The 24,135-nt window shown below is 43.4% G+C and carries 26 protein-coding genes, 1 pseudogene and 1 riboswitch; of the genes and pseudogenes, 7 read left to right on the forward strand and 20 right to left on the reverse strand.

The genetic code is table 11. From position 1 onward, the window contains the following. Positions 1-341 precede the first annotated feature (341 nt). Positions 342-500: pseudogene (locus BDD30_RS03330) on the forward strand (type II toxin-antitoxin system RelE/ParE family toxin); the annotation flags it as partial. A 9-nt stretch (positions 501-509) separates the two neighbouring features. Next, the gene (locus BDD30_RS03335) at positions 510-815 is read left to right on the forward strand and encodes a HigA family addiction module antitoxin (RefSeq protein WP_015833758.1); all 306 of its coding nucleotides are present in this window, start codon (positions 510-512) and stop codon (positions 813-815) included. A 46-nt stretch (positions 816-861) separates the two neighbouring features. Here the strand turns inward: BDD30_RS03335 and cobS are convergent, their stop codons facing one another. From cobS to BDD30_RS03410, 15 genes are read right to left on the reverse strand one after another with little or no spacing between them, the layout of a single operon-like run. After that, positions 862-1,608, reverse strand: a complete 747-nt coding sequence (gene cobS, locus BDD30_RS03340; RefSeq protein ID WP_015833757.1) for an adenosylcobinamide-GDP ribazoletransferase — start codon at positions 1,606-1,608, stop codon at positions 862-864. Beyond that, complete coding sequence (gene cobU, locus BDD30_RS03345) at positions 1,605-2,150, reverse strand: bifunctional adenosylcobinamide kinase/adenosylcobinamide-phosphate guanylyltransferase (protein WP_015833756.1); 546 nt, start codon at positions 2,148-2,150, stop codon at positions 1,605-1,607. The genes cobS and cobU overlap by 4 nt, the downstream gene beginning before the upstream one ends. Continuing rightward, entirely contained in the window at positions 2,147-3,685 is a 1,539-nt protein-coding gene (locus BDD30_RS03350) for a cobyric acid synthase (protein ID WP_015833755.1), read from the reverse strand. Before BDD30_RS03350 ends, cobU begins: the two co-directional genes overlap by 4 nt. 18 nt (positions 3,686-3,703) lie before the next feature. Next, complete coding sequence (locus tag BDD30_RS03355; RefSeq protein ID WP_015833754.1) at positions 3,704-4,417, reverse strand: cobalt-factor II C(20)-methyltransferase; 714 nt, start codon at positions 4,415-4,417, stop codon at positions 3,704-3,706. Then, on the reverse strand, positions 4,417-5,211 hold the full coding sequence (cbiK, locus tag BDD30_RS03360) for a sirohydrochlorin cobaltochelatase (RefSeq protein ID WP_015833753.1): 795 nt from the start codon (positions 5,209-5,211) through the stop codon (positions 4,417-4,419). Before cbiK ends, BDD30_RS03355 begins: the two co-directional genes overlap by 1 nt. A gap of 1 nt (position 5,212) precedes the next feature. Then, a complete protein-coding gene (locus BDD30_RS03365; RefSeq protein WP_015833752.1) occupies positions 5,213-6,010 on the reverse strand; it encodes a cobalt-precorrin-6A reductase in 798 nt (265 codons plus the stop codon). Next, on the reverse strand, positions 6,007-6,732 hold the full coding sequence (locus BDD30_RS03370) for a precorrin-3B C(17)-methyltransferase (protein WP_015833751.1): 726 nt from the start codon (positions 6,730-6,732) through the stop codon (positions 6,007-6,009). Before BDD30_RS03370 ends, BDD30_RS03365 begins: the two co-directional genes overlap by 4 nt. After that, positions 6,726-7,787: a cobalt-precorrin 5A hydrolase gene (cbiG, locus tag BDD30_RS03375; RefSeq protein ID WP_015833750.1), complete on the reverse strand. Its 1,062-nt coding sequence runs from the start codon at positions 7,785-7,787 to the stop codon at positions 6,726-6,728. Before cbiG ends, BDD30_RS03370 begins: the two co-directional genes overlap by 7 nt. Then, positions 7,768-8,541: a cobalt-precorrin-4 methyltransferase gene (locus BDD30_RS03380; RefSeq protein WP_041381750.1), complete on the reverse strand. Its 774-nt coding sequence runs from the start codon at positions 8,539-8,541 to the stop codon at positions 7,768-7,770. Before BDD30_RS03380 ends, cbiG begins: the two co-directional genes overlap by 20 nt. Continuing rightward, positions 8,534-9,103, reverse strand: coding sequence for a decarboxylating cobalt-precorrin-6B (C(15))-methyltransferase (locus tag BDD30_RS03385; protein WP_015833748.1), 570 nt, complete (start codon positions 9,101-9,103; stop codon positions 8,534-8,536). Before BDD30_RS03385 ends, BDD30_RS03380 begins: the two co-directional genes overlap by 8 nt. Then, positions 9,093-9,695, reverse strand: a complete 603-nt coding sequence (locus BDD30_RS03390; protein WP_015833747.1) for a cobalt-precorrin-7 (C(5))-methyltransferase — start codon at positions 9,693-9,695, stop codon at positions 9,093-9,095. Before BDD30_RS03390 ends, BDD30_RS03385 begins: the two co-directional genes overlap by 11 nt. Next, complete coding sequence (cbiD, locus tag BDD30_RS03395; protein WP_015833746.1) at positions 9,692-10,828, reverse strand: cobalt-precorrin-5B (C(1))-methyltransferase CbiD; 1,137 nt, start codon at positions 10,826-10,828, stop codon at positions 9,692-9,694. The genes BDD30_RS03390 and cbiD overlap by 4 nt, the downstream gene beginning before the upstream one ends. Continuing rightward, positions 10,825-11,457, reverse strand: a complete 633-nt coding sequence (locus tag BDD30_RS03400; RefSeq protein WP_015833745.1) for a cobalt-precorrin-8 methylmutase — start codon at positions 11,455-11,457, stop codon at positions 10,825-10,827. Before BDD30_RS03400 ends, cbiD begins: the two co-directional genes overlap by 4 nt. 14 nt (positions 11,458-11,471) lie before the next feature. Next, on the reverse strand, positions 11,472-12,431 hold the full coding sequence (gene cbiB / locus BDD30_RS03405) for an adenosylcobinamide-phosphate synthase CbiB (protein ID WP_015833744.1): 960 nt from the start codon (positions 12,429-12,431) through the stop codon (positions 11,472-11,474). Further along, complete coding sequence (locus BDD30_RS03410; protein WP_015833743.1) at positions 12,428-13,810, reverse strand: cobyrinic acid a,c-diamide synthase CobB; 1,383 nt, start codon at positions 13,808-13,810, stop codon at positions 12,428-12,430. The genes cbiB and BDD30_RS03410 overlap by 4 nt, the downstream gene beginning before the upstream one ends. Before the next feature lie 101 nt (positions 13,811-13,911). After that, positions 13,912-14,098: riboswitch (cobalamin riboswitch) on the reverse strand. 502 nt (positions 14,099-14,600) lie between these two features. Between BDD30_RS03410 and BDD30_RS23985 the strand changes: the two genes are divergently transcribed. From BDD30_RS23985 to BDD30_RS03430, 4 genes are all read left to right on the forward strand, one after another. Beyond that, positions 14,601-14,789, forward strand: a complete 189-nt coding sequence (locus tag BDD30_RS23985; RefSeq protein ID WP_249039921.1) for a hypothetical protein — start codon at positions 14,601-14,603, stop codon at positions 14,787-14,789. Next, a complete protein-coding gene (locus BDD30_RS03415; protein WP_249039920.1) occupies positions 14,710-15,279 on the forward strand; it encodes a molecular chaperone TorD family protein in 570 nt (189 codons plus the stop codon). The genes BDD30_RS23985 and BDD30_RS03415 overlap by 80 nt, the downstream gene beginning before the upstream one ends. 560 nt (positions 15,280-15,839) lie before the next feature. Next, entirely contained in the window at positions 15,840-17,354 is a 1,515-nt protein-coding gene (locus BDD30_RS03425; protein ID WP_015833740.1) for a trypsin-like serine peptidase, read from the forward strand. 398 nt (positions 17,355-17,752) lie between these two features. Continuing rightward, complete coding sequence (locus tag BDD30_RS03430) at positions 17,753-18,325, forward strand: hypothetical protein (RefSeq protein ID WP_015833739.1); 573 nt, start codon at positions 17,753-17,755, stop codon at positions 18,323-18,325. A 100-nt stretch (positions 18,326-18,425) separates the two neighbouring features. On the opposite strand, the gene BDD30_RS03435 is transcribed toward BDD30_RS03430, so the two are convergent. The 3 genes from BDD30_RS03435 to BDD30_RS03445 all read right to left on the reverse strand — a co-directional run bounded on the left by BDD30_RS03435 (position 18,426) and on the right by BDD30_RS03445 (position 21,064). Continuing rightward, positions 18,426-19,121, reverse strand: coding sequence for a class I SAM-dependent methyltransferase (locus tag BDD30_RS03435; protein ID WP_015833738.1), 696 nt, complete (start codon positions 19,119-19,121; stop codon positions 18,426-18,428). A 1,187-nt stretch (positions 19,122-20,308) separates the two neighbouring features. Next, the gene (locus BDD30_RS03440; RefSeq protein ID WP_015833735.1) at positions 20,309-20,737 is read right to left on the reverse strand and encodes a type II toxin-antitoxin system HicB family antitoxin; all 429 of its coding nucleotides are present in this window, start codon (positions 20,735-20,737) and stop codon (positions 20,309-20,311) included. 48 nt (positions 20,738-20,785) lie between these two features. Beyond that, complete coding sequence (locus BDD30_RS03445) at positions 20,786-21,064, reverse strand: helix-turn-helix domain-containing protein (RefSeq protein WP_015833734.1); 279 nt, start codon at positions 21,062-21,064, stop codon at positions 20,786-20,788. 423 nt (positions 21,065-21,487) lie between these two features. Between BDD30_RS03445 and BDD30_RS03450 the strand changes: the two genes are divergently transcribed. Continuing rightward, positions 21,488-22,123: a gp53-like domain-containing protein gene (locus tag BDD30_RS03450; RefSeq protein WP_121302541.1), complete on the forward strand. Its 636-nt coding sequence runs from the start codon at positions 21,488-21,490 to the stop codon at positions 22,121-22,123. A gap of 45 nt (positions 22,124-22,168) precedes the next feature. Here the strand turns inward: BDD30_RS03450 and BDD30_RS03455 are convergent, their stop codons facing one another. Further along, the gene (locus BDD30_RS03455) at positions 22,169-23,308 is read right to left on the reverse strand and encodes a glycosyltransferase (RefSeq protein WP_015833721.1); all 1,140 of its coding nucleotides are present in this window, start codon (positions 23,306-23,308) and stop codon (positions 22,169-22,171) included. 34 nt (positions 23,309-23,342) lie between these two features. Continuing rightward, entirely contained in the window at positions 23,343-24,098 is a 756-nt protein-coding gene (locus tag BDD30_RS03460; protein ID WP_015833722.1) for a glycosyltransferase family 25 protein, read from the reverse strand. Positions 24,099-24,135: the final 37 nt, after the last annotated feature.

Raw genomic sequence — 24,135 nt, forward strand, 5'->3', positions numbered from 1 at the left:
TGTTTAAGGATAGCTAATTCAGAAACATGTAGATTCAGATTAGCTTTTTTGGCTGGCAGGTGATAATCACTCCGATTACTCCTTCAAGAGAAAAAACTTATTTGAGAAATATTTTTTAACCAACCAAACACCGCTTCTATCAGATAACGTTTTCTCAGAATGCCCTATCCTATTGCGATAACACCTTTTTCATTAGGTGAACATAATTTATCATAAAAACGCTGCGAGCTATGTCACTGCTCATTCGCACAGATAAAGTATTTCTGTTTTATAATTCCAGCGTATCATATGTTTTTTAGACGCACCTTGTTCCTTTTTGGTTTCATTATGCCTCCACTACAGAGAAATCATTGTTTTCTCCACGTAGTAATAACTATGAGCGCCTTTCAGGAAACTTAGATGGATGGTCTAGCATTCGTGTATCTATTCAATGGAAGCTCATTTTTCGCTGGCGTGATGGTCATGCTTATGATCTTTATCTTGACCCACATAAATACTAAGGAAACTTTATGGATACCAGAACAGCAGAACCTACCACTGTAGGCGAGATGTTGACTGAAGAGTTTTTGAAACCCTTGAAAATAACTCAACAGCAGCTGGCGAATGCGATGGGTGTTTCTCGTAAAGTTATCGGTCAGATTGTGAATAATTCCCGGCGCCTGTCCGTCGAAGAGGCCACACAATTAGCCGGTTTATTTGAAACAGACGAGGATTTTTGGATTAACCTCCAAGCAGCTCATGATCGCTGGGAAAGTCGCCAGATTTCCGCCCGTAAGCATTACGCACCTATTACTGTTATTCTCTCAGCCAGCTAATGCTTGGCGCTAAAATAGGGAGTTGAGCATTCTGTTAGGAAGTTACTCACAGTAACGCCAGTAAAAACACCAACTCCCCAACCTCTACAGACGCTCCAAGGGTATCACCAGTCTGACCACCTAAACGACGATGCAGATACACCGCTAACAATCCGATAACCAACAACGTGATCGCTAACGCCAACACACCAGACCATCGCATCAACAGGGCGATCAACACCACGCCACCTAACAGCGTCAACAAGGTCTGATGACCATTAACCCGACCAATATAAAGGTTTCCCAGCCCAATCCCTTCACGGGCGCAACGTTGGCGATACATTAACAGTACAATCGCGCTCCTGCCTGCTACTGATGCAGCCGCCAAGGCCATTAACATCGGAGCATCACGTAGTGCTAATTCGCTTACCACCAGCACTTTCGCCAAAATAAGGAAGATCAACGCCAATCCACCGTTGGTTCCCAAACGGCTGTCACGCATAATTTCCAGCATTCTTTCCCGCTGACGAGCAGAAAACACACCATCACTGGTATCTGCTAAACCATCAAGATGAAGCGCCCCCGTTAGTGATGACAACGCTAATACGTAACCTAATGCCGCCAATGGCATACCACACCAAGGTGCAAGCAGAGTAAAAATAGCAGCAGCAAGCAGACCGACAATCAACCCAACAAATGGGAAACCCGCAATACCGCGCACGTATTGATCTATTTCCAATCCCTGCGTCCAACGCGACGGTACCGGAATGCGAGTCATAAATTGTAAGGTGGCGAGAAAAAGACGCAGATTCATTTAATTTTAACCTCAATCCCCGATACCATCAGAAATACCTCACTGGCCGCCGCCGCCAACCGCTGGTTAACTCTTCCAGCAATGTCGCGGAAATGACGGGCCAAACGGTTCTCCGGCACAATGCCCATGCCCAATTCGTTCGTCACCAGATATATCGGGGAAGTCATGCAGGCACAAGCCGCTAATAGATCACTAATTTGCTGCTGAATTCCCACCTCCAATACCGCAAAGTCCATTTGTTCCGGTGGGGTTTCTCCTGCCAGATCAAATAATAAATTGGTGATCAATGTGGTAATACATTCAAGAATGACCGCTTCCCCCGGCTGGGTTTGCGTCATAATGACTGCGCCAAGATTGTGATAGCCTTCCCATGTGCGCCAATGGGAAGGCCGGTTTTCGCGGTGCAAACGTATTCGCTCAGCCATTTCACTGTCTGTCACCACAGAAGTCGCAATATAAAACACTTGTTTATTCGCTTGTGCCGCCAGTTTCTCCGCCAGCAAACTTTTACCACTGCGAGCGCCGCCAGTAATCAGGATCACGGTGCCAAATCTTGTTGATGGGTTTTCATACACTGATAAATCCGTTCTATATCCAAGTGCTCGCGCATGGCTTCCGCCAAGCGATCAAACTGAGTTTGTTTATAGTGAGCGTAATCCAAGGTGTCACCTTGGTAAGCCGTTAACCCTTTGCGCTGACGTAAAGCATTAAGCAGAGCACGGGTAAAATTAGCGCTGTCAAACAAACCATGAATATAACTGCCCATCACATTCCCCTCTCGATTAACCGCACCATCAAACCAACTACCGGCTTGGCTGTTACGCTCAGTAATACAGGCAAACGGTGTCGCATTTTCCCCCAGTGACGAACTGCCCATATGAATCTCATAACCCCGGATAGGCTGCTCAATGCAATCTGACAACAAACCCGGCAATCCAGATAAACAACTACCATTTACTCTGGTTGTCACTTTTTCATGGGCAAATCGGGTTTCCATATCCAGTAATCCAAGACCCTCCATCTGTTCAATACCCGATTCCACTCCATCGATAATCCGTTGTCCCAACATTTGATAACCACCGCAGATACCGATCACAGGAATACCAGCCTGATGTGCCGTCAACAGAGCATCCGCTAATCCGTTTCGCCGCAACCATTGCAAATCTCCCAACGTGTTTTTGCTACCGGGCAAGATAATCAGATCCGATGGCTGTAACGCAGCTGGATGAGTCACATAACGCAAACGAACATCAGGTTGCACTGCCAGCGCATTAAAGTCAGTAAAATTAGCAATATGAGGTAAACGAATCACCGCGATATCCAACGCTTTTTCTGCTGCACCATCATATTTACCGGTTTGCAACGCTACGCCGTCCTCATCTTCCAGATCAATATCCAGCCAAGGCATCACCCCCAGAACAGGCACTCCAGTTAAGGTTTCAATCTGTTCAATACCCGGCTGGAGCAGGCTGATATCACCTCGGAATTTGTTGATGATGACCCCTTTTACCCGCGCTTTTTCTTCCGGGCGCAACAACGCCAGCGTGCCGTAGATGGCAGCGAAGACGCCCCCTCGATCGATATCCGCGACCAACAGCACCGGCGCATCAACCATTTCCGCCATTCCCATGTTGACAATGTCTCGATCACGCAAATTGATCTCCGCCGGACTACCAGCCCCTTCCAGCACAATCACGTCATATTCACGGGCCAAACTATAAAAAACTTCACTGATTTGCTGCTGCAAACGAGGCTTGTATTGGTGATATTCCACCGCATTCATGCTACAGGCGACTTTTCCCATTAGCACAACTTGAGCCTTGCGGTCGCTGGTGGGTTTAAGCAATACCGGGTTCATCCGTACATCAGGCTCGATACCCGCCGCCTCCGCCTGAAAAATTTGTGCCCTACCCATCTCTTCACCGTTAATAGTGATACCAGAATTCAGCGCCATATTCTGTGATTTAAACGGTGCGCAGCGATAACCATCCTGAACAAAGATACGGCATAATCCCGCAACTAATACGCTTTTCCCTACATCGGATGCCGTACCCTGCAACATTAAAGATAATCCCATAATGCCACCTCTTTATATTTACTCCCCAGTACGCCACTGTTTATTCACTAAGATGGTGGAGAAATAAGGTAATTTCTGATCGGCGTTCACTTGATCCAAGCGGCGCCAGCATTGCTCAGTTGGCAATGTAGCATCCGCCATTAATAAGGCATGTTCAAATAAATTCAGGCGTGCCAGCAATGCACTCACGGCGGTAAAACGGTTATAAACTTTCATCAGCACGACGCAATCATGGGTTTGCAGTGCCTGCTCCAGCTCAGCTTCCGGCGCGGTACAAGACATAATCACCATTGATTGCTGTTCCATCGCCAGTGGTAATACGGTACGTGCGGCAATCCCAGCAAAAGAGGTGATACCAGGAATAATTTCCAACCACTCCTGTTGACCAATCCGCGCCAGCAAAAAGACCCAGGTGCTGAATAACATGGCATCACCAAGCGTAATAAATCCCACTTGCTGCCCTTTTGTTACTTCATCTTTCAGCTGTCGAGCGACTGCATCCCATACCGACTGTTTTTCTTCGTCATTACTGTTCATCGGGAAATGACATGTGCGAATTTCCGTGTGGGGTAACAAGTATTCGCGCACAATGGAGAGTGCCAAACTATCCCCCCCTTTACGCCCGGCAGGGGCATAAAGTACATCAAGGCGGGGAAGTATCCGGGCAGCCCGTACAGTAATCAAATCACTGGCACCGGGGCCAACACCTATAGCATAAAGCTTGCCATTCATCACACCACCTCCTGCTGATCTGCCTGTAATGCATTCGCCAAGTGTTGAACGAACATCTGGCGAATCAACGGATTTTCACCTAATCCCTGTAACCAGGATTGGGTTTTGATCCCAACAGCCTCCAATTGAGAGCGCCACGAATCCGGCTCGTCTGATGCCATATCGTTAATCGCATGATCGCCAGCCACCAGCATTAATGGCATCAAATGCACTTTACGCACCGCCTGCCGACGCAAGCGAATGATGATCTGGTCGATTTCCGGGTAACTTTCCACCGCGCCAACCAACGCCGGGAAATTATGTGAACTCATCAGGTGATCAAGGCATGCATAGGCAGAAAAGGCATGATGAGTAGCACCATGCCCCATAAACACCACACGCTCATCCTCAGCTAACGGCGGCATTTGACTTTTCAGAGCAATAAGCAGTTGTTGATAATCGGCAAAACTGTTAAGCAACGGCGTACCAACAACCAGACGTTGGAAACGATCACTAAAGGTACGCACTTCACTGACGATCTTTTCGTATTCGTCGCCGTTGATCACATGCAGGGACTGAATAGCGACATCCTGATAACCCTCACTGACTAAACGCTCCAACGCCTGACGTGGGTTATCCACCTGTAAGCCATCACGCCTTTGCAATTTACGAATGATCATTTCAGAGGTGAACGCGCGATACAGATCACGATCATCGTAAGCAGCCGCCAGTTGTTGTTCGCAAGCCTCAATATTCTTTTGTCGGGTTTGCTGATAGCTAGTTCCAAAACTGATAATTAGCAGTGCCTTTTTCATTTTATTGCCCTCGTTGTTGTTGCCAGTGAATCAAGTGCTGGACAAACTCATCCAATGAGCTAACCCGCACTCCTTCATCATGCTGTAAAGACGAAGCAGGACGGCATACCACAATGCAAGGGATATTAAGTGCCAGACAAGGCGCCACTTTCTGCTGATATCCCCCTTCTGCACCAGATTCTTTAGTGATCACCACATCAGGATGGCAAAGTTCATACAGTGCATGATTGAATTCAGCGGTAAACGGGCCGCGCAGAGCAATAATATGATCAACACCTAGCCCCAAAGCCTCACACTGAACCAGTACCTCCGCCGTCGGTAATACCCGTACCAACAAGGTTTTTCCCGGTAGTAAACGCTGATATAGCGCCAGTTGCTTGCTACCGGTGGTTAGCAAGATTCGTTGCCCCAGTGTCCGGGCAACGTCGCAAGCCGCCTCCACACTATCAACTTTGTACAACAACGGGTGATTCAGTAAATCAATTTCACTGGGACGCTGATATCGGGTGAGCCGCAATGACAAACGGCGACAAGCGGTGATCACGTTTTGGCTCAGCACATCCGCATAAGGATGAGAGGCATCAATCACCCAACGTACTTTATGCTGGTCAAAATAATGCACCATCGCCTCGGTATCCATTCGCCCTACCACCACATCGCCGCGAATATCTCCCGCCAGTTGTCTGCCTGCATCAGTAGCAACAGAAAGACGGTAACGTGCTCCTGCCGCGTCTAATGCCTGACAAAGCGCCCGAGCGTCACTGGTTCCCCCGAAAACATGGATTGCCGGAGAATTCATAATTCATATCCTCGTGGTGTGATCATCAGTCCATCACGGCAATAAGTCGTTTGATTGCCAACGATGACCAGACTGGTCATATCCACCGGTGAAAAATCCATCTCGCCAAATGTGGTGATCCATTTATCCTGTTTTTTACGTGCGGCAGCCTTCACCACTCCCACTGGCGTCTGTGCCGCTTTCCACGGACGCATAAGTTCAAATGCTTTGGCAAGATGTCCTTCACGGCCACGGCTGCGTGGGTTATAGAAACAAATAACAAAATCGGCTTGTGCGGCAGCAATAATGCGTTTTTCAATCATCGGCCATGGCGTTAGCAGGTCGCTTAAACTGATATGACAAAAATCATGCATCAACGGTGCGCCTAACAATGACGCCGCGGCAATACTGGCGGTGATCCCTGCCACTAACTTAACTTCAAGATCACATTGTTGCTGGCAAACCAACTCCAGCACTAAGCCGGCCATACCGTAGATCCCCGCATCCCCGCTACTGATTAAGGCCACCTTGCGACCGGACAAAGCCAGATCAATCGCTGTCTGGCAGCGTTCAATCTCCTTACACATGCCGGTTTTAATCACTTCTTTATCCATCGTCAGATGTTTGACCAAATGGGTGTAGGTTTTATAGCCGACAATAATTTCAGCTTCGCGAATCGCGGCAATGGCTTCCTGTGTCATCATGGATTCATTGCCCGGTCCAATACCGATTACGGTTAACATGATTGTGATACCCCCAAAGTGATAGTGACGCCCTGCTCACGCAGGGTCCGACCAACCAGTTTTCCTTCGCTCATTAACCAGGCGACAGGTTGTGAAACACTGCCAACTCCCACCGTCTGGCGTACAAAATCGGAAGCGGGAAAACGCTGTTCATGGCGACTTAGCTCATTAACACTGAACAACTCAAACGGTACACGCCAACGCTGTGCAAGCTGATTCAGCGCTGGTTCATCCTTTTTAATGACAACACTACCAATGGCGCGCAGGGCCATCAGATCAAAATGATTTTCCGCCATCTGCTTCCGCAATAGCTCAACCAGTGTTTGCAATGGTGTATCCCGGCGACAACCGATTCCAGCCACAACACGTTTCGGCACCAGTTTATAAACCGGCAACGACAGCGCCGGCAACGAATCTCGCAATGTGACACACACCAATACATCCAATTCCGGCAACATATCCAAACAGGTTACCGGGACAAAACCTCGGGTATCACAGTGCTCGCATTCGCTAAGTAGTGGTTCATCCCACCACAACCCGACTTTTTGACCACTGACCAACATTTGATTTATTACTTTCACCACGTGGCGAAAATCCTGTATATCGGCATCTAACTGAGTCGCAAGGGTATCCAGCGCCGCCATCCCGTTAACATCAGTGGCAGTCGTAATCACTGGATCAGCCCCCAGAAGTTCCGCCAGAGAGTAAGTCAATGCATTTGCCCCACCCACATGACCGGATAGCAGGCTAATGACATGCTGACCGCGCTCATCAATTACCACCACGGCGGGATCATCCATTTTGTCGTTTATCAGTGGCGCAATCATACGTACCGTGATCCCAAGCGCCGCAACGACGACCAGCGCCGAATAGCTTTTAAATGCCTCGCGCAAAGTGTCACCGAAGCTACCATTAAATGGAATAAACCCCGGCTCCAGCAGCTTTTCACTGGTAAAACAGGTTAGAGGAAGATGCGTTTTCAACCGACGTACCAGTTTGACCCCGCCCGGCGTCAAACAGAACACCGCTATCGACTCATGCCCGGCGATATTCATGGCTAAACCCCGCATCGTAGAGTCTGGAATTGTGATATTCCTCTCCCAGGAAAGCCCCAACCAGAATTAAAGCCGTTTTACGGATACCCGCTGCCTGCACTTTCTCAGCAATATCCGCCAATGTACCGCGTACAGTAAGACTTTCAGCCCAAGTCGCTTTGTATATCACCGCAACCGGCGTTGTGACCGGGTAACCACCGGCCTGAAGACGCGCAGCCACGTGCTTCATCTTCTGTACAGAAAGATAGATAGCCATTGAAGTTTGATGAGCTGCAAAGGATTCCAGTTGTTCAAGCGGTGGCACCGGCGTACGCCCCTCAATCCGGGTAATGATCAGGCTTTGCGACACCTCGGGTACCGTGTATTCCACCCCTAACTGCGCTGCCGCGCCCAGAAAAGCACTGACACCCGGCACCGAGACAAAACCAATACCAGCATCGGTTAAAGCTTCTCCTTGCTCGCGAATAGAGCCATACAACGAGAGATCGCCAGTTTGCAGTCGAACCACCAATTTACCCGCATGGACGCCATCAACCATCAACGTAATAATCTGTTCCAGCGTCAGACCGGCGCTGTCATGGCATTCAGCCTCTGACGGACAATAATCCAGCAATTCGGTATTAATCAGCGAGCCGGCATAAATCACCACCTGCGCCTGTTGTAACAAACGGTAGCCTTTCAGAGTGATCAACTCCTTGTCACCCGGCCCAGCTCCTACAAACCACACTTTCCGGGGATCAAAATACTCAGACATCATTCTTCTCCTTGTAACAGGAAATCAGATAAGTCGGATTATTCGGTTTGAAATAGTGACCATTGCCAAGTGATGCCAGAGTAGATGCTTGTAACTGTATACATTCCAAGTTACTGATTTGACATGTCCGCAAATGTGCCAAGGCATCATTCAAGTTATTCAGCAAAATAAAAGTCAGTACCAGACGGCCACCGGGGTACATGTGCTCCAGCGCCCAGTCGATCAGTGCTGTCAATTGTCCACCACTGCCACCAATAAATACCGCATCTGCCATAACCTCCAATGCTAACGGCGCTTCTCCAGCAATGATTTCCACATTATGACAACCCAGCCGTTGACGATTCTCGCCAATCAAAGCCAGTGCCACCGGGTTACGTTCAATAGCGGTGATGGTCAGTGCCGGGAATCGCAACGCCGCCTCCAGCGCCACACTGCCTGTACCTGTCCCCACATCAATCAACTGTTTGGCATTAATCAACTCCAGCCGCTCTAGTGCTAATGCACGTACTGGCTCTTTAGTCATCGGCACTTTTTGGCCGCGTAAAAATTCATCATCTCTCATTTAGGATCACCACCACGTTCATGTCATAGTCAGTCGCCACCGCTTCAGGTTGCAGGCGGTGAATACGCTCATTGGACAAAGAGAGGTTCTCACCAATAATCAATGTACGGCTCAGGCCACGCTGAATAATGGCCTGCGCAATTGCCCACGGGCCTACGCGCCCATCAGTTACCATCCCTACTTTGTCGTGTTGCAAAAGCCAATCAAAATCTGGGGTACGCCCGTGACTGCTGGTCAGATAGATATCGTTCATATCCAACGCGGCTTTGGCACATAGATACTGAATTGAACTGATACCCGGAATAATGCGCAGATCATCTGCGGTAAAATATTCAGACAATAGTTTGCCGATGCCATACAACAACGGATCACCAGACGCTAATACCACAATATGACGAGTGCTGTTGTTCTGTAGCCAGACAATCAAGCTGGCAAGATCTGCATCCAATATGCGGGTTTCATGGGTTATGCCGCTAAATATCTCCAGATGGCGCCTGCCACCCACCAATACCTCCGCCTCAGTGATATAACGCTGTGCCTGCGGTATCAGATACGCAGTATCACCGGGACCAATACCGACTACGATGATCATTTCATCTCCTCCAAAATGTCATTTAATGGGCGGCTAGTACCTAATATCTGATTATCAAAGGAGAACATAATGGCATCACAACGCGGTGGATTAACGGCAAAACGCAACATCTCACTCATCCGTTCGCAAATACGTTCAGCAATGCGATCATAAACCGCTTGCAACCCCTGTTCTGCGATCAGTTCCATTGCAGCTTCTGTGGTATCGCAGCGATTAACCTCCAACAGCAGTGCCTGCGGTGCGCCCATCAGCGCCAGATATGCAATTAAAGTTTCCATGCGACCATCAGCAATATGACTGTGGGTATGAAAAATGCCTGCGGCCACTTTCACCAGCTTGCCGGGATGTCCTACTAACATGATATGGCGGAATCCAAGCCGCACCGCTTCCTGCAACATGTAACCAACGAAGTTACTCATGGTGACAACTAACTGACCATCAAGCCCCAGTTGTTCACGCACAAAACGCTCACCGTGATTACCAGGAACCAGAATGACTTTTTCGGCTCCTGCTGCTCGTTTCATTTCCAGCTCTAGCGCTAATGAACGCTTCCAGCTCTCCTCCGACATAGGGGTGACAATACCGGTAGTACCAATGATGGAAATGCCACCCAGTATCCCCAATCGCCCGTTGTAAGTTTTCTTTGCCCGCTCTTCACCTTCCGGTGCGAAGATTTCCACTTCCGCGCCCCGTGTAGGACCAATAGCCTCCCGAACCGCTGCCTCAATGGTCTGGCGTGGTGTACGGTTAATGGCAGCACTCCCTATTGGCAACCCAACACCTTTGCGAGTCACAGTGCCAACACCTTCGCCTCCACGCAGATGGATCTCTCCGTGGTCGCACAGGGTGACACGGGCAAAAATCAACATGCCATGGGTCGCATCCACATCATCACCGCCATCTTTACGAATAGCCGCAGTAGCCTGCTGCCCTTCAATCAAGGGTTGCTCGACATTAAGACGCAGTGTCACACCAGAAGGTGTCACAATAGAAACATGGTCAATAACTTGCTGGCGCAGTACCATCAATGCGGCAACCTTAGCGGCGGCAGTAGCACAGGAACCGGTGGTATAACCTTTGCGATACTGTTTACCGTTATGCCAGATGCTATCCAGTTGCATGGTGTCGCTCATGGAGCCTCCCGTAATCGGTACAAAATGGCATTGATAATTGCCGCTGCGACGTTGCTCCCCCCTTTACGGCCTGCGGCTGCGATACAGGGCAAGTCACTTTGCATCAACGCGGCTTTCGACTCCGCGGCACCCACAAACCCAACCGGTACCCCAATCACCGCTAAGGGTGAAGCCTGTCTCTCTAGCAAGCGGAACAAGGCTGTTGGCGCATTACCGAACACGAATATTTTGTCGCCTTCCTCATCCAGTGCGACATCCACCGCCGCCATAGAGCGGGTGATACCTTGCGCTTTCGCCATCGCTACTACGCGCGGATCACTGATATAACAACGACTCTCACAACCCATCTGATGTAACAGCGTTTTGTTAATGCCAGACTGAGCCATCGTGGTATCGGTATACAAGATGCATCCTCGACGCAATGCCTCAGTAATGTGGGTCAGCACATCTGGCGAGAACCACAAAATATCCAGCCAATCAAAATCTGCGGTAGTGTGGATCACCCGTTTAATTACCGCTTCCTGCATCTCATCAACAAAACGATAATCAGGATGTTCATGGGCAATAATGTCGCCAATGATTGCGAAGCTATTCTGTTCAATTTGCTGAGGTTTCTGGAGGTAATTCATATCATTGCCCTTTTCTAAGCCATGCCGACCAACAGTAAGCGCAACAACGCAAACAACAGTAAGGCCAGTTGCGAAGCTACCATCATCAAGTGGATGCTGAGCGGGATATCCGTCAGCTCGATTTTACGGCGTTCATCACCAATCCAAGGTTTATCTACCCGTTCACCAAAGTAATAATTCGGACCACCAAGGCGGATACCCAACGCTCCCGCTACCGTAGCTTCAGGCCAGGCACAGTTGGGACTGGCATGCTGATAACGATCGCGCCAACCAATACGTAGCGCCTGACGAAAATCAACCCGAATAAACCAAGCCGCTACACTCAGCAACAGCCAACTCAGCCGTGCCGGCAACCAGTTTGCCAGGTCATCCATACGGGCGGAAACATACCCAATCGCGCGGTATTCCGGCGTTTTATATCCCACCATAGAATCAAGGGTGTTCACCGCTTTGTAAGCCATTGCCAACGGCACACCGCCAATCATCAGGAAAAACAGTGGGGCAATAACACCATCAACGCTGTTTTCCGCCACAGTCTCCACCACCGCACGCGTCATTTGTGGTACATCCAATTGAGAAGTATCCCGGCCAACAATCCACGATAATTGCTGGCGACTTGCATCCAGTGAGCCATGTTGTAATACGTCATGTACCGCCAGCGCCGCGTCACTCAGACAACGGCCCGCTAACAGGGTATAAATCATCCATACTTCGGCCAGCCAACCAACCCAAGGGTGAATGTAGTTCATCAGCCACAAACATCCCCAACTCACCAGCCAAGTCAGTCCAACAACCACTATCCACAACCCCGCTCCGCCGACTTTCAGTGCACGTTCGCTGTGACAACAGTGCCGGATAGCCCGTTGTACCAGTGAAATCAGCTTGCCAATCCATCGCACTGGATGAGGCCAATGCGGTGGATCACCTAACCAACTATCGAGCAGGAAAGCAGCAAACCAGGCGGCAAGTGTCATAACAACCTCCGGGCGAACGTCAACCAGCGATTAAGCAGACCGGGATGCTGAGCAAAGTGGATATGCAGATAACTCGCCAGAGTTTGCCGTACCTGATAACCTCCGGCCCATTGCTGTATCACCATGTCGTCACGCCACTTAGTACAGTCAAAAACCGAAGGTACCGAACTGATAAAATCTGAATAGTGGAATTCATGCCCTCGCAAGATCTCGCCTTTTTTAGCCAGTAAAGTGTCATAACGGGCTTGAGCCTGACAGTAACCAAAGCGCATGAGTCGCGTCCCCATCCGACTGTTTCCCGGCAAAATGCCCGTCATTTGGTGACGTTTCCCCTCTCCGTCGGTCAATGACTCGCCAAGGTACATCAAACCACCACATTCAGCATAAAGCGGAACCTGCCGGTGATGAGCATCCTGTAAAGCTGCCCGCATGGCACTATTGGCGGCCAATTTAGCGGCATATATTTCAGGGTAGCCCCCACCAAGATAAATCATCTGACATTCGGGCAAATGGCGATCATGCAGTGGACTAAAACGGTGAATCTGTACCCCCGACTGTTCCAGCATTTCCAAATTATCTGGGTAATAAAAGTTAAAAGCTTCATCATCTGCTAATGCTAACGTCAGACCATCAGCCAACGCAGGATCAGGTAATGGCGGTGCCTCACCTTTTGGCAAAGTAGGACAGTCACAAAGCACGAGCAGACGATCAAGATTGATATGCCTCTCAACCTGTTGGGCCAGCCGCTGCCAACGAGCATCATCAGCAACCTGCTCCTGAGCAGGAATAAGGCCAAGATGACGGGATGGTAACGATACATCTTGCATCACAGGCAAGCGCCCCAACACCGGAATACCACAATAATGTTCAATGGCATGACGGATGAGTTCGAAATGATTTTCAGAATTGACGCGATTAACAATGACACCCGCAATCGTTAGAGCAGGATCGAAACGACAGAACCCCAAAACAGTCGCAGCGACAGAAGTGGATACTGCCTTGCCATCTACCAGCAGAATCACCGGGCATCCCAATTGCTTAGCCATCGCAGCGCTGCTGCAATAATCCGGATCAATACCGTAACCATCATACAACCCCATCACACCTTCAATAACTGCGACATCAGCATGACGCATATGCTGATTATAAAGGCCGTTGAGAGTCATTGTTGGCAGCATGAATGCATCGAGATTGCGAGATGCTACACCGCACACAGTGCTATGCCAGCCGCTATCCAGATAATCTGGTCCTACTTTAAACGGCTGGACAGATAACCCTCGCAGCATCAATGCACGTAAAATGCCAAGGGTAACGGTGGTTTTGCCGCAACCACTGCCAGTACCCGCGATAACAAATGCTTTCCTTCTTGACCATTGCATAAAAAATTCCCGACATATCGATCGGAAAATGAGCGCCAATAAGACGTGCCAACACTGCACACACCACTCGAATGACAACCCGCTTCCCACCGAAGGAGTTAATGTCTCATACCTGTCAGGTCGGTCTTCTGGCTTAGCATCATTCTTCTCCACTTCCTTCCCAGTCATTCCGACCAGTGGCATCAGCAGAGTCGTCAGCATCACAGCAGCGGGGGCTGCGGAGGATTCTCACCTCCTTCCCAACTGTACCGTTGAGGTACAGCATTAACCTGATGGCGATTTATTTTTAACGTGGTCTATACCCTTCATCTTTCAAGTTGCTGCTTTGTTGGCTGCTTTCACTCACCCCAGTCACATAGTTATCTATGCTCCTGGGGATGCATTCACTTGCCGCCGCGCTGCAACTCGAAATCTATTGGATCTATTTGGTTTTTAAATTATTAGATTGCTAATGATATATTTATTTTCACTATAATAACCTTATTAAATTCGTTGAATTAAAATGCAAATTAAATACCTATTTTTCACATTAAAAAAATGATGAGCATTATTATTTTCGGCGTTAAATTTATGTATTTTATAGTAAAAATCATCGCCAATTTACTAACAAAGATGGTAACAACACAGCAACAGATTAATCGTTGATCATAATCAACTATCTATCCATATCGTATAAGTTTATGATGCTGTTTATCGTAAAATTGCCTTTTATATCACTGTATATACCCAATAGATTTCAAGATGCATCGCGACGGCAAAGGAGCGAATCCCCGGGAGCATAGATAGCTATGTGACCGGGGTGAGTGAGTGCAGCCAACAAAGCAGCAACTTGAGAGATAACAGGTATAACCCAATCACAATGAGAACTACCGATGTTATTAGATACCACTATTCCGCGGATGCTTGGTGCCTGTTTTTATTACTCACCCCAGTCAGAACAAGTCAGCCCACTGATTCCATTATTTGCAGATATCGATAAATTATTTCCATGGCCAAATAGTAATAAAATAAAAAGCCTGACGAGGAAAATCACTGTCTTGCCAACTGAATTCCTGCAATATGACTACTCCATTTTGTTCGAAGGACAAGGAGCTATGCCCGCACCACCTTGGGGATCAATCTATCTGGACAGAGAAAATCTGTTATTAGGTGAAAGCACCCTAGCTTACCGGGAATTTCTGGTGCAACAAAATATAGTTTTGTCTAGCAAACAGCGGGAACCAGAAGATCAATTCGGTCTAATGTTACTGGCTCTGGTTTATATTTTGGAGCAAGGACATAAACCCGCAGCGCGCATATTACTGGAACAGCACCTACTACCGTGGGCATACCGTTACCTGGAACTCGTTCAAACCACCAAACTGGAAAATGATTTTTATTCGATTTTAGCCGCCATTGCGACTGACTATTTGAAAACCCTGCAAGCTGAACTAAAACTCAGCATAACAGAACTAGAACTATTCCATTAACACTTTTATTATTCCTCAATAAATGCTCCGGATGGAAAATCAAGTAACGATTAATAAACGTACATACTTCCGGAGTTTAAATTCTATTTAATCAACCCATTATTTGTAATATCAGAAAAACAATTATACCCAATAGATTTCAAGATGCATCGCGACGGCAATGGAGCGAATCCCCGGGAGCATATACCCAATAGATTTCGAGTTGCAGCGCGGCGACAAGTGAATGAATCCCCAGGAGCATAGATAACTATGTGACTGGGGTGAGTGAGTGCAGCCAACAAAGAGGCAACTTGAAAGATAACAGGTATATATTGATCGTTACAGCTCTATTGCAGTATATAAAACGGTTCATCTGATTTTTATGTTATTTATTATTAGGTAAGGAGAACAGATATCCAATAGAATGATTTTATGCGCTAAAAAACTGTCTATTAATTCATAAATTAATAAACATTAAATGGATTTATTAAAGTTTTAAAAAATCTTAGCGATACATTTCATTGAACATCTGCCTCCGTTACATGGAAATATTAAAAATGTAAATAACATGAGGTAAAAATATGAAAAAAATTTTTTTAGCTACACTTATTACAGGGATTGTGTCAACAAATTGTTTCGCACAAACACTCTCCGAAAGCAAAAATGAACATACCGCTGATTTGCAATACAACACCAGCAACGAAGCTCCGCTATTAAAATCTACCGATCCGGAAGCTGATCGATTCAAACATGTTGGAAAATTAAAAATTAATTCCCATTGCACCGCTACACTCATTGCCGGTTCAGAAAACCCTAACCCAAATCAACAAGCGCTTATTCTTTCTGCAGGTCATTGTCTTGACGATTCCTTAGGGAGCAACGACGTGACTATTGATCAGCCTGCGGGCGCGGGTTGGACATATACACCAAATTACTTTATTGACTTAATTAATGAACACCAACCCGTTAAAATCGACAGGGTTTTATACGCAACAATGAAAGGTGGTGACCTTGCGATCTTCAGACTCAAAGCAACTTATGGTGAGTTAGCAAAGCGCGGAATACATCCAGTCACTTTACATAAAAATCACGAACCATCAATAAATCAGCCAATTGAACTTGCTCATATTCCGGTCAATGGCGTAGAGGGTGATAAACGTTATTTACGCTATTCGGCTTGCCAAATTCTTGGAAAAACTCCACTTTTATATGAACATGTATGGACTTGGACTCCGGCGGTTCCTGTTAATTGCGCCGGTGTCGCGGGAGGAACTTCTGGTTCACCGGTCATATTGAAAGATCAATCTGCGATAATTGGTGTATTAAATACCACCGTCGAGCAAAATTACACGGGTTGCGGTCTTGGTCGACCTTGCGAAATAGTTAATAATGTTGGTTTCTCACGTGCAGGTGCCAGTTACTATATTCCTGTTGACAAAATTGCACGCGCATTTACCCCTGATGGAAAACTGGATTTAAGTAAACTTGATGATGGAAAAGGGATCACTATTAACGTTAGCGGCCCACAGATTACTAAAAGCACAGTTAACAACAAACCTGCCACATGGAATTTACGTCTTGAGGAACAGGGATTTGATAAGATCCGCTATAAGGAAGGACTGGCGAGTAGTATTGATTGTTCAGATCCTAAAGGATACAGCAAACCTATTTCAGTCACGACACAACCGCTGGATAAACTCACCGTTCCTGCCAAAGAAGGGATTCACGCCATATGTGTTATTGGACAACATTCTGCAAATAAAAGCTGGCAGGATATGTCTAACGCATCAATAAAATTACGTGAAATTGACAATACTCCTCCATCAATAAAACCAGCGATAAGATTAATTTTTGAAGCAGATGATCGGTGGGTTGTTGACCCTAGTTTTAATCCGTGGGAAATCGTTGACTTACGTATAAAATCAGGGCCGGTGAAATCTACAAAATGCGATGATCACACTGGTTACTCTATTTATAGAAGAATACCGATTTCTCTTATGAAGAAAGATGCCCCAGTGCGCTTTTGTGTATACGGCTTAGATCAAGCTGGTAACGCAGGACCAATCTCCTTTGAGGACTTCAAGGAAAATAAATAAATCTTTAAAATTGGCCAGCCTTCGCTGGCCTTTTTTATTTTCACTGATAAATATAAAATCAATTAAAACCTCTCAGTTTCGTTCAAGTTCGATGTAATAAACATTACCTCTAAAAATATTAAAATAACAAACATATAGATGATATCCTTACTCAATTGATAGAATTATTTTAAAATAAAAAAAACCGATTTGTTATTATTTACAAAATAAACCACATTTGTAAAAGATATATTCACTAACATTTCATCAGGTTACATCCCAATACATATCAGAAAGTTAATTTTTTACAAAAATAGCTCAATATATAAAAATATGAATTATACTTATAATTACCATTACGATATCAATAACGTTCAACAATGAAGTTCCGAATAATTTCATCAAAGGAGCTTATTAATATGATGACTTTGAAAACTTTAATTGGTACAGCTATTGTGATTTTATCTTCGTCAACACAATTAGCTTTCGCTACTGAGACAAAAGAAAACGTTACCGAGGAGAAGGCGAAATTAGAAATTTCGAAGGATAAGATCTCTAATCTATCAGCCACATATGCATTAGAAATTAAAAACTCGTCCGCCACAAAGAGCATTACCCTTGTTACGCAATCATCTAATTGCATGTACGATAGTGGAGATAAAAAAATACGTTTAGAAGCGGGTCAAACCTATCTGGGAAATTTGAAAGATAATAATAACTTAGTAGAAGGATGTACAAATGAAACTAAAACTGTAAATTGGAATGTTAGTTATATTAATATTTCCAATACAGACTCAGAAAGCTGTACACTCACATTTCAGCATGGCCGTGGTCATGCTAATTCAGATGGAGCTAGTCCAGAATGGTATACCTTAATTAAAGGCTGTCCTGATATAGTTGAAAATGCCATCTGTGGAGGCCAAATTTGTTATAATAGCCAGGCATTTTGGGTAAGAAATCGCAGTGTAAGTATAGAATTTTCTGTTAAATAAATTTAAATGTATTAGTTGCAACTTTATTTAAATTGCCAGAATTACAAAAATGAGGGGTATTTCCCCTCATTCCATACTATAAATTTACATGTAAATAACTCTATTTTTTTGCTACACCAATGATAATGTAGTTCCATTTTTTAGGAATTATTCTTGAAAATATAAATCTGTCAAGAAAATTTAATATTTTTCTTTGTTTTTCTGTTCTGCCAAAACAGGAAATAAATCCTGTGGTAATATATTCAACACTTGAAAATTGGTGTAAATACTCATTCATCTCGTTTATTGTTATGTATCTCCATTCATCTCCCCATTGGATAAATTTAGATCTTAGTATCTTATGTAAAGGAGATGCTGATAGATTTTCGGCAAACCAATATTCTCCTCCTTTCTTTAAAGATTTGTATATTTCTGATATAGCAATTTTCTGATTTTCAACATTATTACTACGGCCTATACCTCCGATAACTGATTTAGACAGCACAATATCTAATTCATTTTCATATGGTATATCCAGCGCATTTATATTTTCATATGTAATAGAATCACTAAGATTGTAGTCTTTATGTTTCTGATAAGCTTTTTTATTTGGGCCTCCGAGATCTGAGCAAATTACCTTAGCACCATTTAATGATGCCCATAATGACAAACCACCATTATGGCTACCAATCTCCAAAACTTTAGCATTTTCTAGACTGATTTTTCCTCTTGAAAGCCAAAAACCTAAACATTTAGACCAACTATTAATATCCCATTCAATGATATCGTTTAAGGTAGAGCGTGAAATGTTTTTCATTAGATTGCACCTAGCGTTGATTTATTTCGGGCCAATCCCGATATAAGAATATACCCAATAGATTTCGAGTTGCAGCGCGGCGGCAAGTGAACGAATCCCCAGGAGCATAAATAACTCTGTGACTGGGGTGAGTGAAATCAGCCAACAAAGCAGCAACTAGAAAGATGAAGGATATAGATAGGAACTAAAGCCCGGAGAGCCATATATCAGGCTCATAGAGGCATAAATGAGAGTGACGATACCAAGAAATAAAATAAGAACTTTACGAACCTCCATTATAATTTCGTTTAGCAATAAGAAAGTAGATAATATGGCAGGGAAATATGCTGCTATTTTTACTCGGCAACCCAAAGTTACATGAGATAAAAGGCAAAAAATACAGAGTATAGTAGCCAGTAATATTATATATATTTTTTTCATATTTATTATCAATAGGATATCGTACAACGGTAGAAATCAGTTTAACTTTCTAAAAAAAGAAAATGAGATTTATTTTTTCATCCAACCAAGTTCTCCATGAGTACTATGTAGTGTATTATTACACTACGGAATTCAGGGTAATCTAATATCTCAGCAAATCAGAATATTATAAATAGAGAAGCCCTGAATATCTTTTAATAACCGAACGATTAGCCACTTAACTGTTAATTACGTAAGAACCTGATAATACTCTCGAAAGTCTTTACCGCATTAAGGAAGAGTTTGTTAAATATTTCAAACCCTGATCACAATAAATTATTAATTTAAAGATAAAGTAGAGCGTTAGTTCTCCATATGGAGCAGACGTTATTAATTTAATACATCATGATAATTTTAGTCCAAGAATGAAGCCTTGGAAAGATTTGACTGTAATCTGTCAAACAGATAGACCACCAGTAGTAAGCTATGACTATGTAACGGAATATACTGGAAAAAATGGCGGTATCTTTATATCTTATTAAACTCAACCTGGATTAAAACCGCGAATTAATGATAATAAAATAAAAGTATTAGAATATCTTAGCCCCCTGATGGCCTCCCAAAAATTTCGTAACAGATAATTTACAACAAAAACTAGCTAAGCCAGAAATTACACTAAAAATATTATCTGACAACTGGATAGATGATAGGAATATAAGAGGTCAGAACATATAGAAAAGCACAAACATAACATCAATTGAATGCTTGGTGCATCCGTGCACCAAATGCTACCTAAGTTCATGTCTTGCTGCTTCCGCTAAAAAGTGGCTTCTATCTCGATATTGTATTGGGCTTTCTTTGACCCGATTATCAATACGCTGAATGAGCGTATCGGGTAATGAGATATTAATACGCTGCTGCTTCCCGGAAAACTCAGATAAATCAACATCAATAACAAACCAACTATCAATGTATTGATATTCTGTGTTTTTTACATAGACCCGATAGCCTGGGTCCTGAATTTGTTCAACACCGCTACTGTTTGCGACCATATCTTCAACAGTTAACAAGATAGCTTCACGCGCCATTATCGCAATGTCTTCTTTATTATCAGCAGCAGAGAAACAACCATAATCTTCGGTACACAACGCAGGAATAACCAAGTCATACGCGGTGTTTTCATCTTTCGGAAACTCAACACCTACTGAGAAAAACATGATAACCTCCAATTGCATGATAAAGATACCGGGTAGATCTGACGAAAGTTAAAGCGTTATCTGGTTTTTTTCGATACCACAAGCTTGGGCATAACGCGCAAGAGTATCTATGCTGGCTTTGTTAATATTGCTTTCCATGCGAGAAACTGTCGGTGGCTTAACGCCCATACATTCAGCCACTTGAGCGCGTGTAATACCTGCATGATTACGCCATTCAGCTAGCAACGCTTGTAATTTTTCTTTTCGTTCTTCTACTTCGTATGCTGCCCGGTATTCCGGATCTTTCATCCATTCATCATGTAATTCGTCATGGGTTTTTAATTTCATGTTTGATTTCCTCCAGTCTGCGCTTAGCTAGCTCGATTTCGCTTTTTGGCGTCTTTTTTTAACTAGCCGATCATACTTCACTTTGTTTCAATAGCGTTAATCCTGTGAAGTTAAAGCCTATGGGTGGAATTTAGCGGATTAGGAAAGAGACAATAGTTCTATATCGTACTTACCAACTCGATTTGGATCTTGAAGATTTGAGCAAGTGAACCCTACAAATACGCTCATTTATTACCCAAAATTTGTTCGCAATCCACTCACAATCAATTCATGTCTTGCTAAATCATTATTTTGGTCATTTATTGACACGTAAATCTCCTCGATTTTTATCGTATCCAGCCTCGTTCAATGCTTCAAAACGCTACCTTGGCAAGAATTGCGGTGAGTTAATCGGTTACAAAAAACCTTGGTTTAGCGGAAACGGTGACACAGGCGAGAAATGCGTTTCCAAAATCGGGCGGTATTGTCAATGGCAATGTGGATGCCACCGGGTATGTGAAGTCTGGAGATACTGCCGATGTTGTTTCCGGGCAGGACATGTGGGCGAAAAGACACATCTACGAGAGTGGGCTGCGTGTTTATAGTCCGAATCATAAACCGACTGCCGGGGATGTGGGGGCATATCCAAAATCTGGTGGTATTGTAAATGGAAATGTGGATGCCACTGGATATATTTCCGGTAAGGGAGTATATGAAGCATCCGGTATTCGGGTATATAGTTCGATAAACAAGCCGTCACCGGGAGAACTCGGGGCATATACCACAGGTGAGTGCGATAGGAGATATGGCAGCAAAAATACAGCCAATAAAGCTGCTAACGGTTGGTGGAAATGTGGAGATACTGGAATAATGCAACAATGGAATCGATTAAAATGGAGTGCAGGACAATCATTAGATTTTAAATTTCCAACGCCTTTTCCGAATGCGGTATTAGCTATTATGGTTACTGCGGCAGAAGGATATGCAATGTTAGGTACTACTAATAGATCTAAAACAGGGTTTACATTAACTGGTAATGCTGGTTATATAGATTGTTTTTATTTAGCGATTGGGTATTAATATATATTTAATAAGGCAGATATTATATTTATCTGTCTTAATTTTTTACTTTAAAATGGATAGTTCAAATTCTTTTATAAATAAATCATAATTCATAGTTTCTTTTGACCATTCCAATGAATTTTTACTTAGTTGGCTATAATTATTTATCACATATTGCACAGCTGTAGCGCACTTATTTGGATCAATCAATTTAGGTGAAGTTAAGCAATCATTGATTGGATCATAAGCATCATATGAACAATCAGCTTTAATTCCAGTTTGTTGATAATACTCTTCTGTAGTCATGTCGGGAATAATTCCTACACCACAATACTTATCTTTTATTGCTTCAGGTTGACCATTAGACATAGGAAATATTACAGGAATGCCATTAGATAGAGCCTCTATACATGATAACCCAAAAGCTTCTAGAATAGGAGTACTCATATATATATCTATTTTTGAGTAGAAATCGGTCATATTGGATTGATAACCAATGAAGCTTACGTTTTCTTCAACTCCTAACTTTACTGCTAAATTATACAAATCATCTTTTTGCTCACCATCTCCTGCGATAATTAAATTTGCTTTTATGTGTTTATCTAATAATTGTTTTAATGTGAGTATTGAAATACCAATACCTTTTATTCCTACTAATCTAGATGCTGTTCCTAATACAATTTTTTCTCTATTTTTTATTTTGGTGTTTTTTATTGCATTACAGGATAATTTATTTATTACAGTTTGTATTTCTATGCTGGGATTAAATCTTAACTCCATTATACGTTTTGATGCATGAGAAACTGCAATCGCTGAATCTAATATTTGGAAAAATTTTAATGTTTTATTATTAATATCATATTGCCAAGAACAACCATGATCATAATAGATAAGGTCTGTATTTTTAGGTTTTCTTGATAATCTAGGGATAAAATCCCAAATGATAGTTTTATTAGCCTTGGATTTTTCTATTTTCTTTGTAAGAATAAATTTTCTTAAAAAAGTCGGATATTTTATCGATGTTGAAGCAACTTTATTTGCATAAGTGATCTTAAAATCTTCAAGTTCTGAAGTTAAATTTTTATTTAAGTAGTTGCTGGTGCACAATATTTCATTATCAAATGAGCTATTTTTTATATACTCAATAAAAAGTCGCTCAGCACCACCAAAACCTTGTAGATTGATTACATGTAATATTTTCAAAATTATTCCTTATCAAAGGTAGTTTCAATAATAATTATATTTTTATACGTTTAACCCAGCTACGAACAAAAATTCTCCAAAGAAAGGCTCTGAGTTTTACATATAAATTTCTATTTTGATATTGTTCATTAAAGAATGCTATTCTTTTTTCTAATGTTATTGAGCGATCACTTTCTAATGTTGATACTGCTGATAAAGGGGTAACATCAATCACATGCGGAATAATCGCTTTTAACTTAATAGCACCATGCTCTCTCATAAATCTCCACTTATCAGCCTCAATCCAAACTGGTGTTAAAAAATTTAGAAGATTATTGGCAGCTTTGATATTGAGCATGTATCCATAGGTATAGTCTGCATCAATAACATTAACCAAATTATATTTGGTGGAGAGCTTTGTTTTAAATGTATCAATATATTCATTTACTACACTTAAAAGATATACATTAGGTTTATCTTTATTCTTATAATTATAACTTTCAATTAAATTATATGATTCAATAATATTCTCATTCAGTAAGGCATCATCTTCTAGAATTAATGCTATGTCTATATTATCCTTTATCATTTTTTCATATATTTTTATATGACTTAATGAACAACCAAGAACCCCATGAGTCATACCATGTTGATGAAAGTCCTTGCTTAGGATGTTGATTTCATCTTCTGATAAATCTTTTCCATTCACTGCTTCAATAAACTCTACATTTAATCCAAGTCTATCAGCTTGATATTGAATGGACGCTTTTCTTTCTTTGTCTTTTGGTAAGTTGATAACAAATATTTTCATAATTATTAAAATATAATGGCTTTTATATACTTATTCT

The sequence above is a fragment of the Photorhabdus asymbiotica genome (genome assembly GCF_003634575.1).
Classification (GTDB): Bacteria; Pseudomonadota; Gammaproteobacteria; order Enterobacterales; family Enterobacteriaceae; genus Photorhabdus; species Photorhabdus asymbiotica.